The sequence below is a fragment of the Arsenicibacter rosenii genome (assembly GCF_001870735.1).
In the GTDB taxonomy this organism is placed as follows: domain Bacteria; phylum Bacteroidota; class Bacteroidia; order Cytophagales; family Spirosomataceae; genus Arsenicibacter; species Arsenicibacter rosenii.
Genome location: NZ_MORL01000001.1, coordinates 161,119 through 179,701 on the forward strand (window position 1 = coordinate 161,119; position 18,583 = coordinate 179,701).

The following is an 18,583-nucleotide window of genomic DNA, read 5'->3' on the forward strand; positions in this document are numbered from 1 at the left end:
GTTTAGTAAATCATTTTTTCAATCGGGATCACGAGAATGCCCTGTGCACCGGCTGCCCGGATGGCCTCGATGTTTTCCCAGAAATCATTTTCGTTCAGGACCGAGTGCACCGAACTCCAGCCTTCGGTCGCCAGAGGGGTCACCGTCGGACTTTTCATACCCGGCAGGAGCGAGGTGATTTTATCGAGTGAATCATTCGGCGCATTCAGCACAATGTACTTGTTGTTCTTGGCCGCCTGAACAGCCTTGATCCGGAACAACAGCTTGTCGATCAGTGCCTGTTTTTCGTCGCTGATGGTTTGCGCGCCGACCAGAATGGCTTCTGACCGGAAAATGACTTCGACTTCTTTCAGGCCGTTGCTCAGTAGCGTACTGCCCGAACTGACAATGTCGCAAACCGCTTCGGCGAGGCCGATACTTGGGGCAATTTCAACCGAGCCGCTGATTTCGTGGATATTCGCCTGAACACCTTCACCGGCCAGGTAATTACCCAGCAGGCGGGGATACGAGGTGGCGATATTTTTGTGTTGCAGTTGCTGAATACCCGACCAGGTTTCGCCGCGCGGGATGGCAATCGACAACCGGCACTTCGAGAAACCCATTTTATGGATTGTCCGTACATTGCGGGCGGTTTCAACCGCGACGTTTTCACCGACGATGCCGAGGTCAGCCACACCATCTTCTACATAACCAGGAATATCGTCGTCGCGGAGAAAGAGAAACTCAGCCGGAAAATTCGAGGAAACAGATTTGAGTTTGCCCGTACCATAATCGAAGCGGATACCGCATTCTTTAAATAGCTGGTACGAGTCTTCGCTTAGCCTGCCAGATTTTTGCAGAGCAATTCGAATCACGGAGTTCATTAAAATTGAGATTTTAAGACAATTGAATGGTCCGGTTACGAGCGCCCGGACAGTTGAAAACAGGCAGAGGGGCGGCCATTATTGACCGTTAATATGTCGATGGAGATGAAGAATAAGCGCCTGTTCCGTTTTCATGGCGCAAAGGTAGGGGGAGGCATCAAGAAAACAAAGCGTTTTCAGGAGCTATGCCGGATTTAACGCACAGCATAGCTCCTGCATGCCTGTTTACAGGGTCGCATAATAGGCAAATACGCTGGCTAAGCCCGAATCCGACTTCAGATCCGGTTTTTTCTCTTTCAGGAAGGCTTCAACCTGCGGCTGTTTATCGGCCATGAGATCCAGAATGGCTTTTTTACCGGGAGCGAATTTTCCGGCCTTTTTCTCTTTTACTACGTACCAGGCTGCTTTTTTGATCAGCTCATCGTCTTTTGAGCCGACATTCAGCGCGGGATTGTAGTTGCCTTTTTTGACGGTAATAAAATGATGCCGCAGCAACTGAACCGGACCGTTGGCAATGACTTCGAAAAAGCCGGGCAGGTTATCCGCCTCACCCCTGAACTCCCGGACATTGATGAATTCGCTGACGCCGCCCGCGTTGTTATTGACCAGAAAATAGCGGATCATGGGAGCCTTCGCTACTTTCACCGACCTGTCATTAGAGCGTACTTCCACCTCCTGCTGCTGTAAATTGAGGCGGATGGGCACGCCGGCCAGGGAGTCTGTTTTCGGAGCAATTTTACCATAGAACCGGACAAAACCGGCCTGCCAGACCGAGTCGAGATAGACGGTGCCGAGCAGTTTGCCGGGATTGCCGTCAAACCCGTACAGAACACTGCCACCATTAGTCGGGACACTTAATCCGCTGAAATTGATGCGGTCACGCGTACTTTGGTACATAGCGGTTTGCCCGAAAGTGAATGAAAAAGAGCCCAGGCTCAGCAAGGTTACGGCAAAGTGTTTTTTCATGATAAGCCGATGGTTAGTTGACGCGGCAATACAGACTACATAGATACGGCGGGGTATGTTGAATGTCAATGGGTTGATGAAAAAAACAGCAGTGGCCCATTGTCCTGTCGGGAACATAAACGCACCGCGTTGGCAGCTATCTACAGCCCAATTCGTGGCGTAGTATAAAACCAGAAAAAAAAGAGCTGTTGGTTTTACCAACAGCTCCGGATAAATCCTGTGTTTAACTACTAGCCGCCGTTAACACCTGTTTCGCGGATGATCTCCACCCAGCCCCGGATAATAACCGGTGGTGAGTTCGGATCGAGGGTCGCAAACCGGACCGTCACGATGTAATAGTAGATGCCCGACGGCAGTTGCTGGCCGGCATTGGTGTTGCCATCCCAGTTGATATTCGGGTCCCTGGTCTCGTATACTTTGGCGCCCCAGCGATTGTAGGCCTGGAAGTCAACGGTCGACACGAAGGCCGGGCATGGCATCGGTGTCAGCAGGTCGTTTTTCCCGTCGTTGTTCGGCGTAAAGACGTTTGGCATCTGGAACGCCGGACACACGTCCTTGCAGACCTTGTTGCTTGGCGTGCTCTCAAAACCAGCGCGGTTAACGGCGGTCACGTAATAGCAGCCTGCCACCGTCGTCAGGTTCATGTGCTGGTAAGTCGTCGTCGGAGCAATGACATTGGCAATCTTCTGCAGCGGCTGACTATCGTTGAACCGGCTGTAATAAATGTTGTACGACGCAATACGCGGATCACAAGTGCCCCGGCTATCCCGCTCCGGATTGGTCCAGGAGAGGTTGTTGGTAAACGTAGTCTGATTACAGAACGCTTTCGCATCGAGTGTGGCACAATCGAGCAGATCCAGCGTCAGGTTCGGGGCACACGGACGGGTGGTATCGCCGGCACTGGCACAGACGCCTTGCGAAAAGTTATTGAGTAAGCCAACCTTGATTGACGTCGTGGCCGCATAGGTACCGACTGTTTCCACACGGTAGCAATAACTGCTATCGGGGCTCAACGCCGACAGGCTGGTATTGCCATCGGCCAGAATATTGTCGGCGCCACGGTCGATGTAGGTATACGTCGAAGCACCCTGCACCGGCACATCGGCAATCCGGTTGAATGGACCGTTCGGGCCGGTCCGGCTGCGGTAAACGCGGTGCGTCTGGTTGTCGTTGGTCCACGGCGTAGCGGCCTGCCAGGTCAATGTCATCTGGCGGTTGCCGGGGGTTGCCGTCAGGCGAACACTGCTGGCCGGATCCGAAATGTCGGAGCGAACCAGCTGGCCCGATGCATCCGTGAAATAAAACTCCAGCTGATACCGGTACGTATTCTGCACCGTATTCAGGTTCCGATCCCGGAAAACCGTATCGGCTGCCGTTGGCGACAGATTAGTTGTGATGGCGGCCACCTGCGAGAAGCTGCTGCCGTTCTGTCCGGTTGCCCGGAACAAGCGATACTGGAACGGAGCCCCGCCATCGGCCGGATTCAGGCCCAGCGGCCGTGTCCAGCGAACGGTAATGACGCCTTTTGTGTCGTAGGTAGAATCGACCGTTACGTTGGTCAGGACCGGCGACAGGAGGGGTAGATCCAGACAGAATTCGTTAGAAGCCACACTATATCCACCCGTCGGCAGCGGATACTGGGCTACCACGCGGTAGCTGTATTTTACCCCGCGCTGAATGCTGGTCGTGTCTGTAAAGGTTGAGATCGTTGACGGCACCCGGCCGATTTCAACATACCCTTCATTGGCCGGAATACCGGTCGTACAGGCCGGAATCGGGCCTGACGGACATCCCACTTTGCGGTAAACAATGATTTTGGTATCAGTCTGAACGCTACCCGACGGGAAGCAGACATAGGGGTTCCAGGTCAGCTGGATAGCACGTCTGGAGCCGAATGTCGTTGGCCGGCCGGTCAGGTTTTGCGGGCGCGGACCGATTACCTGAATGTTGAAAGTTGCCAGCGTAGCTAACTGGGTTGCGTTTCGGCCCGGAAAATCGATTACCCGAACCAACACCTGATAAGGTTCATCACGGATATGCGCGCAGGCCGGTGTCCAGGAAAGGGTGCCGGTGGCCGTGCCGCTCTGCGGTTGTGTCGGTGTAGTAAATCTGGCGTATGGCGTTGCAATAATCGGCGGATTGTACTGAGAACCGTCCGGTTGCCGGTTGAACATACCACCGAAAACAGAGATCTCAACACGGTTGTTGTCCGGATCCCAGGCACGGATAACCTGATTAACCGCCTGACCGGCTTCGACGCAGAGGTCATTGGGTGTGATGAGCTGAGGCCGCTTATTCGGGTTATCGACTACAATAATCTGCATATCCCTGACAATTTCCCCTATCTGAACACCATCGCGCCATTCCTCAATAATAAAAGCAATGTTATACTGACCGGCGACAGCCGGAGCATCCCAGCACAAACTACCGGTATACGGGTCAATAGATAAGGTAGCCGGACCGTTTTTCAGCTCATTCTGCGCGTTCGGATCAATTCCCCGGGCAGGATCACGATAGGCCGTAACGTCGATACCACGGCAGTGGTTGTTGCGCGGGCCTTGCTGCGGAATGGCCATTTTGTACGCCAGGCTATCACCATCCTGATCAAAGGCTGCCGGGTTATGGCAGAATTTCTGACCGACACGGGCAGAGTCAAGCGGTGGGTTCAGCAACACAGGCGAACTATTCAGGCCGAGGCCGGCAATGATATTCAGAGACGTTCTGATCCAGAACGTAATGTTATCAGAATTTCCGTTATTAATATTGATAGTCTGGGCATTCCGGTTTTCGATATAGGCAGAAATCTGATATAAACCCGGACCGGAGTAGGTATAGGTTGTCCGGTAAATATTGATGGATGAGGTACCGCCGTTGATCTTTACCTGAGAGATACGTCCCACCATCCGGGAGTTACCGTCTCCGAAACAGATTTCCACCTCGGTGGTCTGACGGCTGGCTTCGGCGCCCCGGACTTCGTCAAAGTAGGTGATCAGGGTGATTTCGTACGTAAGGGGGTTGGTGCCGACACGCCGGGTTGTAATTTCACCGGCCCGTACGTGGGTAGCGTGGGATAGCGTCGGCCACAAGGCACCCAGCAGAAGCAGGGTAACGACCAACCATGAGGTATATTTCGATTTCATATAAATGTACGTCAGTAACCTATCAACGTGGAACAGGCAGAAAACTGTATTTCAATCTCTCTCAAACTTTATAAAATCCCTTTCGGTTTAATAAAGTTTCGGGCAGGAACCGCAGAAAGACACCCACCTGGCTGGCAAATTCTTTCTGGTTGTCCAGCCCCGACAATAAGGAATCCCTATTTCGCAGATTTACGGTGATTTTCCAAATAAAAACCACCGGTACCATCAACATGTAGTGCAGAATCAGGAAAAGATAGGCACCGATACCGTACTGTTTGCGTATCCAGAGCAGATTTGATACCTGAGCCTGTGTTTTGAAGCGGTTGATATGCGTGACTAAGTGCTGCCGGTACTCCTCGCTGCTGCCAAACTCAAGGTGAACCACGAAGGCATCGCGTAACATCAGTAAACGGCCTTGCTTGCCCAGCCGGTATCCCCATTCGACATCTTCGCCGTACATGAAAAAGCTCTCATCCAGTTTGCCGGCTTTAGCAACCGTCGACGGGCGGGTCATGATGCAGGCACCAGACAGCCAGTCGACCTGATTGGGGTCGGCATAAACCGTATCGGGGACAAATTTATAGAGCAGCTTCTGGAAAAACGGATGCTGCGGGATGATGTAGAAGTACCGGCGGATTTTTCCGAACGTGTCAAAAATATCGTAGTGAACCTGTCCGTCCCGGTTGATTTGCATGGCTCCGACGGCGGCTACGTCGGCTTGCTGATCCAGCACATTAACAAAGCGGGCCAGCAGATTTTCGACCATCAGCGTATCTGAATTTAACAGCATCAGATAACGGCCTTTGGCGTGATCCATGCCCAGATTATTGGCTCGGGAGAAACCTGCATTATAGCCCATGTCAATCCAGTTAACATCCGGAAAATGAGCGCATACCATCTCACGGCTTTGGTCCTGTGAGTTATTGTCGACAATAATAACCTCAAAGGTAACACCTTTGGTGTAGGTGTAGACAGACTGTAAGCAGTTGTTAATTAGTTGAGGTGTTTTGTAGTTGACAATAATAATGCTGACGTCGATCAAAATGCAATCAATTTTGTAAGAATAGGAGGCAAAGATAGGAAGAAGGCTTTACAGGATAGCAGAATACGGCCCCAAGTCCGGCCACTTTTATCCTGTGTTACGGATTTCAGAAAAAAGCCGACCCTCTCTTTTCAGGAAAAGAGAGGGTCGGCGAATGGTAACAATTAAGGTAGCAGATAGGTATAAGGGTAACAGAAAATCCGGTTTTTAGTAAAGGACCCACGTATCTTTGCCGCCGCCGCCCTGCGAGGAGTTCACCACCAGGGATCCCTTGCGGAGCGCCACACGGGTCAGCCCGCCGGGAATCACGTTGATGTCATCGCCATACAGGATGTACGGGCGCAAATCAACGTGGCGGCCTTCGGCATGTTCACCCACCAGGCACGGCACACGCGACAGGGAGATGGTGGGCTGGGCAATATAGTTGCGCGGGTTTTCCTTTATTTTCTGGCGGAACAGCTCATGATCTTCCTTCGACGCTTTCGGGCCAATCAGCATGCCGTAGCCACCGGCTTCGTTGGCTTCCTTAACCACGAGCTGCTCGATGTTGTCGAGCACATACTGGCAGTCTTCCTCTTCTCCGCAGATGTAGGTTCTGACGTTCTGGATGATGGGTTCTTCGCCCAGGTAATATTTAATAATCCGTGGCACATAGGCATAGATTACCTTATCGTCGGCTACACCGGTACCCGGGGCGTTGGCAAGTGCCACACGTCCTTTCCTGAATACATCAAAGATGCCTGGGACGCCCAGGAGCGAATCCGGATTGAAAACCTGCGGATCGAGGAACGTATCATCAAGGCGGCGGTAAATAACGTCGACGATCTGAAAGCCTTTCGTCGTCCGCATTCTTACGTAGCCACCCGACACCACCAGGTCGCGGGCGTCGACCAGTTCGACACCCATTTGCTGGGCCAGATAGGAGTGCTCGAAATAAGCCGAGTTATAGATCCCCGGCGTAAGGACCACCACCGTCGGGTTGGGCCGGTCGGCAATGTGGGTGAGCATCTGCAGCAGCCGCGTCGGGTAATCGGATACCGGCCGCACACCTGTCCGGGCCAGTGACTCGGGGAAGGTTTGCTTGCTTAATTCTCTGTTTTCCAGCATATACGATACGCCGGACGGACAGCGAAGGTTATCTTCGAGTACCATCCACTGCCCGTCGTCGCCCCGGATAAGGTCCGTTCCGGTAATGTGGCACCAGATATCTTTGGGTGGTTTGAGGCCAATACAAGGTTTCAGGAAACACTTACTCGACTCGATCAGATCGCGGGGAACAACGCCGTCGTTCAGGATATTCTGCGCGTTATAAACATCGTGGATAAACAGGTTCAGCGCCTTAATGCGCTGAATAAGCCCACGCTCCAGCTGATTCCATTCCATGGCATCGACAATGCGGGGAATGATATCAATCGGCATAATGCGTTCGGTGCCTTCGCCTTCCGAGTAAACATTGAACGTAATCCCCATGGCCATCAGTGCCCGTTCGGCGGCTTGCTGCCGGCGGAGCAGTTCTTCAGGCGTTAACGTTTCACACCGCTGACGGAATACTTCATACCCTGCACGAACTTGCCCGTTTGCGTCAAACATCTCGTCATAGAAGCCTTCTGTTAAATAGTCCGAGAAGGAAAAGTTCTTGTTGGTCTGGCCCTGGTTTTGCATGGTAAAACCGCTGCCCTGCGATTGAAACTGTATCATACGGTCGGTTTTTTCGGAACAATATATGGAGAAAAATGAATTTTGTGAAATTTTCTTTAAAACGATTTTTCCGCCGCAGCTCCGTCGGCTACCTTACCCGCTGGCAATGAAGCAGTAAAAGCTGTTGAAAATTTTCGGCTACCCGGGGCATGTAGCACTATTTCAGGATACAACCTACAGCTTTATACCAAACCGGTCGCCCAGTTCTTCCAGACTTCTGATAACCGGATCGAGTACGGGAATTCCGTTGGCAAGACGCTCTGCTTCCATTTCACGCTCCGGATCGCCGGGAATCAGTACCCGATGCCCGTCAACGGCTTTGGCGCTGCGGAACCGCTGAATCCAGGTATCCATGTGCTGTTTGAAGGCATCGGCCGGCCGGAAGGCATCAATACGCATGGCACCAAAAAAATGACCGGTGCCAATGCCGACTCCTTCGCTGGCCGACATAAAACCGGCAGTGGCAAACGGCGGCACCCACGGCCCGTAATTGGCTCCCGACAGCACACCGGAGAAAATGTCTACAATCGCCCCGAGTCCGTATCCCTTGTGACTGCCGTGTTCGCGGTCGGAGCCGAGGGGCAGCAGCGCACCGCCGTTACGGACCGCGTTGGCATCGGTGGTCGGCTGCCCTTCGGCATCCTGGGCCCAGCCCGACGGGGCCGATTGCCCTTTGCGCTGTAAAATCTCCAGCTTACCATAAGCAACGGCCGTTGAGGCGAAATCGGCCAGGAACGGCGGTTCGGTCATGGCCGGAATGGCCACGGCGATAGGATTCGTCCCCAGCAGTTTATCGAGTGAAAACGTAGGCGCCACCAGCGGGGCTGCATGGGTCATGGCCTGCCCGATCATATCGTGCTCAACGGCCAGCATGGCATGGTAGCCCGCAATGCCGAAGTGATTGGAGTTGCGGACCGCCACCCAGCCGGTACCGGCCACACGGGCTTTTTCAATGGCCACCTGCATGGCCCACGGCCCAACCACAAGGCCCAGCCCGCGGTCGCCGTCGATAACGGCCGTTGACGGAGATTCGTGCACGATGCGGATGTCCGGTGTCGGATTTAAGCGGCCGTGGTCGTATAACCGCACATAACCCGGTAGCCGGGCTACGCCGTGGGAATCCACCCCACGGAGGTCGGCACTGACCAGTACATCGGCTGCCAGCCGTGCATCGGCATCCGGACAGCCAATCGACAGGAAAACCTGTTCGGTAAAATTTCGGAGTGTATTTGCCTGAATCATGGCGGCAAAATACCACAAAAATGAATTTTAGTTGTCAGTTTGAGGTTATGTTTACTGCTGATCATTCATTCACTTGCCGCCATTATGAGTCGGTTTCTTACCTATTTTGGCCGGGGCCTCCTGGCTGTTGCCCCCATTGGCCTGACCATCTGGGTTCTCTACAGTATTTTTATCTGGGTTGACGGATTAGTGCCCACACAGATTCCAGGCATTGGCTTACTGATTGTTTTCGGGATTATTCTGGGGGTGGGCGTGCTGGTATCAACCGTTATCCCCAACTCTGTACTGACCCTGTTCGAGGGGTCTATCAAGCATCTGCCCCTGGTCCGGCTGATTTATTTTTCGCTGAAAGACCTGATCTCAGCCTTTGTCGGGGATAAAAAGAAATTTAATCAGCCGGTGCTGGTGGTTGTAAACCGGCAGTCGGAGCTGAAAAAGCTGGGATTTATTACGCAGGCTGACCTGAACCACCTCGGCATTAAAGGGCACGTTGCGGTTTATTTCCCGCACTCCTACGCTTTTTCAGGCGAATTGTTTATCGTGCCCGCCGAAAACGTTTCCCTGTTATCGATGTCGAGCGCTGATGCCATGAAGCTGATTGTATCGGGCGGGGTCGCAGCGTAAAAAAAGGACGTCAGCCAGGATGGCTGACGTCCGGGGTATTTTCCGGCACCTATCCGAAATACCGGATAGTCAGTGCCGTAATGTCGTCAAACTGAGCGGCTTCACCGATAAAGGTTTGCAGACTCTCAAGAACCATGGTATTGATTTGCTGCGGCGAGGCGGTATCTGCAACCGGCCTGAGCAGTTCGCGGACCCGCTGAATACCGTAACGCTCACCGGTGAGGTTGTTGGCGTCAGGTACGCCGTCGGTATAGAGGAAGAGGGCATCCCCCGGCTCCAGCCTAAACGTGCCTGAAACGTAGGAAAAGCTGCCATCAATACAGAGTGCCAGGCCCCCTTTCTTTTTGAGGATCTCACTGTCTTTCCCCTTGCGGAGAATGAGCGGTGGCTCATGACCGGCATCGATGTATTCGACTTCGCCCGTGGTCAGGTTCAGAATCCCGACAAAAGCGGTGACAAACATCATGGCGTCATTTTCGCGGCTCAGGAACGCATTAATCCGGTTTACCTCGTCGCAGATCGTTCCGCAGTTCGGATTGGTAAAGTGACTGTTAAACAGGGCTTTGGTAATGGCCATAAACAGCGATGCCGGGACACCTTTATCCGATACATCGCCGATGATGAAAAACAGCTGGTTTTCGTCGATCAGGAAGTAATCGAACAAATCCCCGCCGACGAGTTTGGCCGCTTTCAGGAAGCCATGCAGATCGAAATCCGTGCGATGGGGGAAGGGCGGGAAAATCTTCGGCAGCATCGACTGTTGTATGTCCTGGGCAATGGTCAGGTCATTCTGAATTGAAACCAGCTGATCGTGTTCCTTCTGGGTCCGGATCAGCATCTCGATATGGTCGACGGTCTTGTTGATGGTAATTTCGAGGTCTTTAAAATTGATCGGCTTGGTCACAAAGTCGAACGCACCGCGGTTCATGGCCGTCCGGATATTGTCCATGTCGCCGTGGGCCGATACCATCACCGTTTTCAGGCTCGGGACGGTGCGGGTATTCAGTTCGCTCAGAAACGTAAGTCCGTCCATTTCCGGCATGTTAATATCCGACAGCACCAGTTGAATGTCTTTGTGCGAATCGAGCATGTCGAGTGCTTCCAGTCCGTTGCGGGCATAAATGAACTGAAATTTCTTGTCACGGATCTGTTTCCAGAATCGCTGCTCAATCAGCATTTCCATATCCTCTTCATCATCTACACTAAGGATCTTGATAGCCATGATGGTTAATTATTTTTTTGTTAGAGACTGATCAGTTCAGGTAAGTTTCTGTTTATTTCGGTTGGCAGGGAAGTTGAATAACAAATTCAGTATACTCCCCGGGTACGGTTTCGAGGGTCAGATCGCCGTGGTGAATCTGCCGGATAATATCACGGCTGAGGGTCAGCCCGAGTCCCGTTCCCTTACCGACTGGTTTGGTAGTGAAAAAGGGCGTAAACAGTTTGGCTTTAACCTCTTCCGGAATGCCATCGCCGTTATCGCGTATCGTCACAGACACGGAGTCAGACTGGCGTGCGGTGGAGATGGTCAGCGTTGGTTTATACGCTTTCCCTTCACGCTTCCGGCGCTCATTCAGGGCGTAGCAGGCGTTTAAAACCAGATTCAGGATAACGCGGTTGAACTCATACGGGGCAATATGGACCATGCCTACCTCCGGATCGAGCCGGAAGACAAAGGACAGGTTAAAGTCTGTATCACCCGCGCGGACACCCTGATAGGCTAGCTTGGAAAACTCTTCGACCAGCGTGTTCAGATTCGTGGCTTCAAAGTGAATCTCATCAACGCGGACCTGTGCCAGCATTCCCTGAATAATCCGCTGGGCCCGTGCTCCGTTTTCTTCGATCCGTGAGACGTTGGAATGCAGCCGGCCAACGAGCATCGTAAGCTCATCCTTTTCATCGGGGTTCGGGCTTTCCGGCAGTCCGTTGACAATCCGTTCGGCTTCCTCGGCGAGTTCAACAGAAATCTGAGCGTAATTATTGATAAAATTCAGGGGGTTTTTAATCTCATGCAGAATCCCGGCCGTCAGCTGGCCGATAGACGCCAGCCGGTCGAGTTCACGCACCCGATCCTGCAACATGTCAATTTCCGATTGGGACGCGGTCAGGATGGGTGTGGAAACAGCGGCACCGTCGTTTCCGGTATTTGTGTTTTGTTTAGGGGGTTCCATAGCGATAACGTTAAAAGTCCGGATATTGCTTTACCAGCCTGTTGTCAGGAAACGATGGGCAATGCCATATAAATTTCCGTGAACTCACCTTCTTTAGATTGGATATTGATTTTGCCTTTGTGAATCTGAATGATATCTTTTGTCATAAACAGGCCGAGCCCCGTGCCTTTCGACGTTGGTTTTGTGGTGAAAAACGGGCTGAATAAACGTTCTAAATCGCGCGGTGGAATGCCTTTCCCATTATCCCGGATCGATACAAAAACAAACTGATCCTCTACGCGGGTTGAGATAGTTATTTCAGGCGCAAAGCCTTTTGCTGTCTTGTTTTTTTCGGAAAGTGTATAAAATGCATTATTAATTACATTGCTGATTGCCTGCGAAAGTTCAAACGGCAGAATATGGACTTTGGTCTGTTTCTGTACTGTATTTAAGACAAGGTTAACCGGTAGTCCGGCGTATTCGCTTTTGAGTTCTGTATAGGTAGTTTTTATCCGGTTTTCGATAAAACTGTTAAACTCGGCCTCGATAAAATCATTTGACTTTTCTTTCAGCAGTTTCTGCATGTCTTTCAGGATCCGCGTAGTACTGTTCCCGTGCTCAATAATTTTCTTTGAATTGTTTTTAAGCATATTCAATTCAAAGAGTAAATCTTCAAGTTGTTCTTCAGATAAACCGGTTGAATTGGTTTCTACATTACTGATCATTTCATCCAGAACGGCGTCGGATGATTCAGAAAAGTTGGTAACGTAATTGATCGGATTCAGGATGCGGTCGACAATGCCTTTGGTGAGTTGGCCGACGGAAGCGAGTTTCTCTTGTCTGATTAATTCGTCCTGGGTGTTTTTCAGATTTTTCAGCGTGATCTCAAGGTTCTCCAGCAGGCGGGTCTTGATATAAGCCGCAATTAAGTGCTCCTTCAGGTGTCTGATCATCGAAAGATCGCGCTGATCAAAGGCATTAGGCCGGATGTTGTTTTCGAGAGTAATATATCCTTCAATCCGGTCTTCGTTGACAATGGCAATGACTAACAGTGATTTAGGCGTAAAGAGGTCGTCGATGGCATTGCCCAGCGGTTCAAATTCGGGGTTGTTTTTGACGTAAATGTCTTCGAAAACTTCTTCGGCCCCGTCAATGTAGCGTTTGCGGGCCTGCTCCGGTGTCAGTTGTACCGATGCCACATAGGCGAGTTCACGGCTGCCCCGTAACGCCTTGAAACGAAACGCTTCGGATTCCTGATCGAAAACCAGGACGGTGGCACTATCCATGTTCCGGATCACGGTGAACCGGCTGAGAATGGTCTGGAACAGGTTGGCCGAATCCAGTTCGGTATTGATCGCCTGAACAATCACATCAATCTTTTCTAGCTGATCGTTTTTATTGGCAAGTTCTTCCGATTGCCGCTCCAGTACTTCTTTTTGCTCAACAACTTCTTCGGTCCGCTCATTTACGATATTTTCCAGTAACCGCCGTTCTTTTTCGGCCCGTTTCAGCCGCCGACGGATTAGAAATGAAAGTAAAAATAAGGCGGCAATAATGTAGATTAAATAAGCCCACCATGTTAAATAAAACGGTGTTTTTATGGTAAATGTAAAGGTGCTTTCCTGCCCTTCGTTGCCATAAATGTCTCTGGCTTTTACATGAAAAACATACGAGCCATACGGCAGTTTGCTGTAATCTTTGCTCGTCTGAGATGTCCAGTCCGACGGCCGGTCGTCCAGGCCTTCGAGAAAATACTGGTACTGAATTTCGCCAAACGGCGAATATACCGGCGCAGAAAACCGGATTGTCAGCCCGTTGAAATTTGACTTAAATGTCGCTGCATTAACGGACGCCGCCGTACTGTCCGGTCTTCCGTTATAGATACTCTTTGTACTGTCTTCAGTGACCGAAATACCCCGGATAAGTGTCGTAAATAACAGGGTGTCATGTTGCGTCCGGGTTTTGTCAAAATGAACGAGCCCGCCAATCCCGCCAAACCAGACAGAGGCCTGCCCGTCGGGATAAACGGACCGGATATTCAGATCATTTAACGGGGAGAATGGCTTTCGGAGAACGGTGTAGGTATTGCCCGTTTTTTTGAATAAACTAATCTGCTTTTCATCACCGCTGACTGTCCACAGATCACCGTTTGTCTGTTCGTCAATGTGGCTAAACCATTTTTCGTCTGCCGAACCAAACAAACCGACAGAAAATGGCCCGAAGCTATCGGTTTTGGCGTCATACCGGAAAATTCCTTTGGCATTATACACCAGTAATCCGAACCGGCTTTGCCAGAGTTGATTGCCGATATCGGTCTGTAAGCCTTTGCTGATTCCATAACTGGTTAGTGCCCGCGTGGCAGGCGAATAACTATAAAGGCCATGACGGAGGGTCTGTATCCATAAACGGCCGGAAGCTTCTTCCAGCAGCGATACTACATTATCGGGAACCGGTACCTTTACTGATGTAGCTGGTTTGGAGCGAATGAGCTGCAGGCTGTTTTCTGCGCCCACATACAGCAGTCCCGGTGTAACGGCAGAGGCTCTTACCGCGAATGAATAATCGGTACTAAGCCGGCTGACCGCCGTTCCGTTGATGCTGTATACACCGGTGGCTGTTGCGACATAGAGCATATTGCCGGAGGCCTGCAAAGACCAGCATCCGCTCAGCAATACCGGTTTTAACGCCGCGTTTCCGGCTACATAAAGTCCTTTTGTGGTGGCAACAAAAAGCCGTCCGTTAAACCGGAGCATATCATTGACAATACCTTTCTGAGAAACATCGATAACGCTCAGGGGCGACGCGGTGTTGACCAGCGCAAGACCATTATCCATGGCCAGCCACATATTGCCTGCACGGTCGCGGAAAAAGTCATTTACAGACTCATTCTGTAATTGCGGGCCGGTTTCTGCCTGTGCTATGATGCTGCCGAACCGGTTTATGGTTAGCATACCGTTGTCCGTTGACCAGAGCATGAACTCGTTATTACCGGCGTCGGCAGCTTTGCTTAATCCGGTAAATAGCTTCTGCTGAATGTAAGGAATAACAGACGCCCCCGTGATCTTATACAACCCTGAATTCCGCGTAATCAGCAAGTGTTCCTGCTGGCCTGAGGGAAACATGGCTATAACCTTGTCCGGAATTTTACTGCTGCCTGACAACGGTATAGTCAAACCGTTGTCATACTGTAACAGAATATTGTCGGTAGTTTGTACAAAAATATGGCGGTTCGACAGAAAGGCATTCTGAATGGTAAACGCGATAGACCGGCGGCTGAGTTTTTTGTTTTTTAGATTATAACTGTAAATGGTGTTTTCTGTAAAAAAATAAACACTACCGTTCAATTCCAGAAATTTGCTTAACCGTTGTGTCGTTGACGCAGGTAATTCAGTTAGGCTATTGAAAAAAAGCTCACCTTGCTTGTTCATATCAAGATAGCCGAATTCAGAACTGGTACCGACAAATATTTTTCCGGTGCTATCTGTATGCAAGGCCGTAACCCGTGAATTTGTCGGGATAAGCTGCCAGTTTTGGCCGTCATATTCCAGTACACCGGCAAAATTTCCGAAATACATTAAGCCCCGTTTATCCTGTGTGATGGCAAAGTTCTGCGTATGTGCTTTGTAATCAAGAGACGAATATATTTTGATAAAAGGTAATCCCCGCTCCGTTTGACTGAATGAGGTAAGAGGAAAAGATACTATACTCAAAAACAGGATAACCGTGTCTAGCCAGCCATGAATATACACGGTTGTAAACGGCTCCTTTTTATGTATAATTCGGTTAATCATGGCTAACACTATCAGGTTAAACAGCATCTTCTGTTTCACTTACTGAATCATATATTGTGGCCGGACTTTGCCTGTCCGAACGGCTGATATAATATAATGCACAATCTTCGATTGCTTTCATTTCTTTCAGGCCGTTACTATAGAAATAATAATTCGGGGCGTCCATAAAAAACAAGTCATCGTTGGGTGGCGTAATGACTAGTTTTCCGCTGGTGAGAATAATACCGGAAAAGCCAGATACAGTACTGATTATATCAGAAAAATTTAAATGCCCTCCGGCTTTTAAGGTGCCTGGGTGCAGGTCCGCTGAGATTCGATGAATGTCATCAAGGTCTTTAAATGGTAGCAGTTCTGTTCTGAACAACGACTCGATTTTACATATTTCCAGTTTATTGGTTTGAGTATCTGCCAAAATTTCATGACAAATATTTATGTAAAATGTCTCGTTATGTTCAATAAAATAGGTAAAATATAAATTAAAATGTTCATTATAAAAAGTATATAAACTATACAGGCATAACTGCGCAATTAGTTTGTGTTTTGATCGGGCATAGGTAGCATATAGCAAAAGTGATTTGTCGCTATCGAAATGATTCAATAATTTAATGGCTAATGCTTTTGTGATAATGTGTATATCCTGTTCGCTTCTGTTGATCAGGTCAAACAGGCAATCCGTTAAAGTCTGGTCTCGTTGCGGGAAATATTTGTTTGTTTTGATCAGTATTTCTTCGTTAGAAATGTCCTCAAAAACGGGAAGTAATTTTAGTTTCAACTCCTGTGCTATAAGGGTATTCAGGATTTCATTTAAATAGCCACGGCTTTGTTTATTTTTGTTTTTTATTAAATCTTTCAGGTATAAAAATTTGTCGTTGTTGTGGTATAACGAGAGCAGAACAAGCAGCGTATCTATGGCACTTTCCTGTTCATATCGGAGCGATTTAATTAACAGATCAATACCGTATGCTTGCTCCTTCTTTAAATTTACGTCAACGGCAAGTGACCATAGATAGCGATTCGCCGTATGGTCAATATCGGTAGATAATAAGGATTTTTCGCGGATATTGACCTCGTAACCCAGCTGTAATAACGCTCGGAAGATATAAAACCGAATTGCCGGATTCTGTCCGTCTATGTGTTTTCTTAAGCTATGTACAGCCTGTGGTCCCCCGATGGCGGTGATCACATCGATAAGTTTTTTCAGGTCGTTGAGCCCGAGGTTTTTATCGTAAAAGTATCGGTTGAGTAAAGGCAAAACCGGTTCGTCTAACCGGCATAATGCTTTGTAGGTAATCTGATAAAAGGTATCAATGAAAAGATTTTGACTAATGTGTTCCCAGACTTCAGGATTTGAACTGGCCGAGCCCGCCCAAATAGCTGCACTTCTGACAGTTATTGACTTGTCGTTGAGGAGCTTAATTATGAGTTTGTCTGTTTTGAGCAACCGGCTATACTGGAGTATGTTTATGGCTTTAAGCCGATCGTTCTCATCCGCAGCGTCTGCGAGTTTTTCCAGGGTACGAAGATCTGCCTGTGTACCGGAGGGCTTTACGGGTCTGACCATGTTGGCAACCGGGAGGGTGGCCGGTGTGCTCAACAGAAGCGGGGTCCGGTTGGCAAGAAAATCAATGAGTTTCGTTTTGTATTCTTCCCGCATCAGGTAAGCAATTGCCGCCCAGATAACCAGATAAATCAGCAGCAGCGAATAGACATCAGTGCTGTTGGTAAAGCCCGAAGACGTCAGAAAAATAAGGCTGCCCCCGGCAATGATATAGCCGAGTGGTTTTACATAAATTTCTACCAGATTTTGCAGGTGGATACTTTCTGATGCCGGTAAAGGCTGGTATAATAGCTGAAACGATGTGTCGCTGAAGGACCGCCTGATCGAGGTAATAAAAAAGCGGCTCATCAGAACCAGAAAGAAAATATTGACATCAATAGTGTAGAGGAGCAGAATTGCGACCGAGATAAAAAGTAAGGCGGCCGGCAAGAGAATAAGACTGGAAGATAGTCCGAATGTATCAGTAACAAACCGGTATAAAAAAGATTTGATAACCAGTTCGATAAGCGAACATGTAAACAGAAATTGCCCGATAAAGGCGGCTAGCTGTTCTTTGTCACGGTATTGTGCTTTGGTATCAACAGAAAATATATATTCAATCAGATACAGGCAGATAATGGGTAATGATGCCAGCAAATAAACAAATAATTCATATTGATCTTTTTTGTAGAAAAAAAACGGTTTACGGGTCGTTTCTGTACTAATCGGGGGGGCTTTCCGGAATGACAGGGTACTTTTGTATTCGCGCTGTATCAACGAATAGAAAAATATAGATGCAGCAATACAGCCAACCGCTATGATAAGGAACCCGTCGACCGATACAAGTTTATTGCTAACCAGAAAACTAACCAGAAAATTGGCTACAATAGATGCAATTACTTCTCCGGTGCCGAGCAAGCCAAATAACCGCTTGGCTTGCTCGAGATTAAAGATTTTTGAAGCAGTAATCCAGAAGGTAAAACTAAAGACAAAAAGGTTAGCACGGATTAATAAAAATAATAGAAAAACAATCCAGGTATAATGCGTCAAAAAATAAAGATATAGCAGGATACCTGATACAATAGTAAGCCCAATAAGAAGCCACCTGGATAGTGTAGCATATAATACCTTTGATTGGATAAACAGGTTGCCTTTCCCGATCAAAAAAACAAACACCCCGCCGGCAATATACGCAACCGGTAAGTCCTTGTTCTTGAAGTTGCTGAGAAATAACGTTGTTGCGGCCGTATAATACATGTAAAGTCCCAGACTGATAACGAAAGAATAACCAACCAGAAGCCGCACGCTTCCTGCTTCTTCCGGTTTTATACTTAATATGCCCTGTATGTACTTTCTGGTTATCATCAAGCCGGTGTTTAGTTTTAATAAATTAAATGCTGTTCTAAAAAAACAACTGTAAGGTATATAGTAAATATACGATGAAAAACTATGCCTTACTGTATATACTTGTGTTACTGTCGCTATTAAATATTATATTTATCGTATTGATAATTTGCATAAACTATCTAA

General features: G+C 49.1%; 11 protein-coding genes. 1 reads left to right on the forward strand and 10 read right to left on the reverse strand.

The features are described 5' to 3' along the window. Positions 1-2: 2 nt before the first annotated feature. The 6 genes from hisG to BLX24_RS00565 all read right to left on the reverse strand — a co-directional run bounded on the left by hisG (position 3) and on the right by BLX24_RS00565 (position 8,951). A complete protein-coding gene (gene hisG, locus BLX24_RS00540; protein ID WP_071501143.1) occupies positions 3-863 on the reverse strand; it encodes an ATP phosphoribosyltransferase in 861 nt (286 codons plus the stop codon). Between the two features lie 225 nt (positions 864-1,088). Beyond that, the gene (locus BLX24_RS00545; protein WP_071501144.1) at positions 1,089-1,829 is read right to left on the reverse strand and encodes a hypothetical protein; all 741 of its coding nucleotides are present in this window, start codon (positions 1,827-1,829) and stop codon (positions 1,089-1,091) included. Positions 1,830-2,059: 230 nt separating this feature from the next. Next, on the reverse strand, positions 2,060-4,969 hold the full coding sequence (locus BLX24_RS00550) for a T9SS type B sorting domain-containing protein (protein ID WP_071501145.1): 2,910 nt from the start codon (positions 4,967-4,969) through the stop codon (positions 2,060-2,062). Between the two features lie 61 nt (positions 4,970-5,030). Further along, on the reverse strand, positions 5,031-6,011 hold the full coding sequence (locus tag BLX24_RS00555) for a glycosyltransferase family 2 protein (RefSeq protein ID WP_083421729.1): 981 nt from the start codon (positions 6,009-6,011) through the stop codon (positions 5,031-5,033). Positions 6,012-6,218: 207 nt separating this feature from the next. After that, complete coding sequence (locus tag BLX24_RS00560) at positions 6,219-7,673, reverse strand: circularly permuted type 2 ATP-grasp protein (protein WP_071501746.1); 1,455 nt, start codon at positions 7,671-7,673, stop codon at positions 6,219-6,221. A gap of 210 nt (positions 7,674-7,883) precedes the next feature. Continuing rightward, on the reverse strand, positions 7,884-8,951 hold the full coding sequence (locus BLX24_RS00565; protein WP_071501747.1) for an Ldh family oxidoreductase: 1,068 nt from the start codon (positions 8,949-8,951) through the stop codon (positions 7,884-7,886). A gap of 84 nt (positions 8,952-9,035) precedes the next feature. Between BLX24_RS00565 and BLX24_RS00570 the strand changes: the two genes are divergently transcribed. Next, on the forward strand, positions 9,036-9,575 hold the full coding sequence (locus tag BLX24_RS00570; protein WP_071501748.1) for a DUF502 domain-containing protein: 540 nt from the start codon (positions 9,036-9,038) through the stop codon (positions 9,573-9,575). 49 nt (positions 9,576-9,624) lie between these two features. Here BLX24_RS00570 and BLX24_RS00575 read toward each other — a convergent pair whose 3' ends face one another. The 4 genes from BLX24_RS00575 to BLX24_RS00590 all read right to left on the reverse strand — a co-directional run bounded on the left by BLX24_RS00575 (position 9,625) and on the right by BLX24_RS00590 (position 18,418). Continuing rightward, complete coding sequence (locus BLX24_RS00575) at positions 9,625-10,797, reverse strand: PP2C family protein-serine/threonine phosphatase (RefSeq protein ID WP_071501146.1); 1,173 nt, start codon at positions 10,795-10,797, stop codon at positions 9,625-9,627. Between the two features lie 52 nt (positions 10,798-10,849). Continuing rightward, the gene (locus BLX24_RS00580) at positions 10,850-11,746 is read right to left on the reverse strand and encodes a sensor histidine kinase (RefSeq protein ID WP_071501147.1); all 897 of its coding nucleotides are present in this window, start codon (positions 11,744-11,746) and stop codon (positions 10,850-10,852) included. Positions 11,747-11,790: 44 nt separating this feature from the next. Next, positions 11,791-15,300, reverse strand: a complete 3,510-nt coding sequence (locus BLX24_RS00585; protein WP_177225750.1) for a sensor histidine kinase — start codon at positions 15,298-15,300, stop codon at positions 11,791-11,793. Positions 15,301-15,532: 232 nt separating this feature from the next. After that, positions 15,533-18,418: a hypothetical protein gene (locus BLX24_RS00590; RefSeq protein ID WP_071501149.1), complete on the reverse strand. Its 2,886-nt coding sequence runs from the start codon at positions 18,416-18,418 to the stop codon at positions 15,533-15,535. Positions 18,419-18,583: the final 165 nt, after the last annotated feature.

Bases quoted from the DNA above. Each gene is read 5' to 3' on its own strand.
- BLX24_RS00545 (WP_071501144.1), bottom strand. From the start codon at position 1,829: ATGAAAAAACACTTTGCCGTAACCTTGCTGAGCCTGGGCTCTTTTTCA.
- BLX24_RS00580 (WP_071501147.1), bottom strand. From the start codon at position 11,746: ATGGAACCCCCTAAACAAAACACAAATACCGGAAACGACGGTGCCGCT.
- BLX24_RS00560 (WP_071501746.1), bottom strand. From the start codon at position 7,673: ATGCAAAACCAGGGCCAGACCAACAAGAACTTTTCCTTCTCGGACTAT.
- BLX24_RS00565 (WP_071501747.1), bottom strand. From the start codon at position 8,951: ATGATTCAGGCAAATACACTCCGAAATTTTACCGAACAGGTTTTCCTG.
- BLX24_RS00590 (WP_071501149.1), bottom strand. From the start codon at position 18,418: ATGATAACCAGAAAGTACATACAGGGCATATTAAGTATAAAACCGGAA.
- BLX24_RS00570 (WP_071501748.1), top strand. From the start codon at position 9,036: ATGAGTCGGTTTCTTACCTATTTTGGCCGGGGCCTCCTGGCTGTTGCC.
- BLX24_RS00575 (WP_071501146.1), bottom strand. From the start codon at position 10,797: ATGGCTATCAAGATCCTTAGTGTAGATGATGAAGAGGATATGGAAATG.
- hisG (WP_071501143.1), bottom strand. From the start codon at position 863: ATGAACTCCGTGATTCGAATTGCTCTGCAAAAATCTGGCAGGCTAAGC.
- BLX24_RS00585 (WP_177225750.1), bottom strand. From the start codon at position 15,300: ATGTATTTCGGAAATTTTGCCGGTGTACTGGAATATGACGGCCAAAAC.
- BLX24_RS00550 (WP_071501145.1), bottom strand. From the start codon at position 4,969: ATGAAATCGAAATATACCTCATGGTTGGTCGTTACCCTGCTTCTGCTG.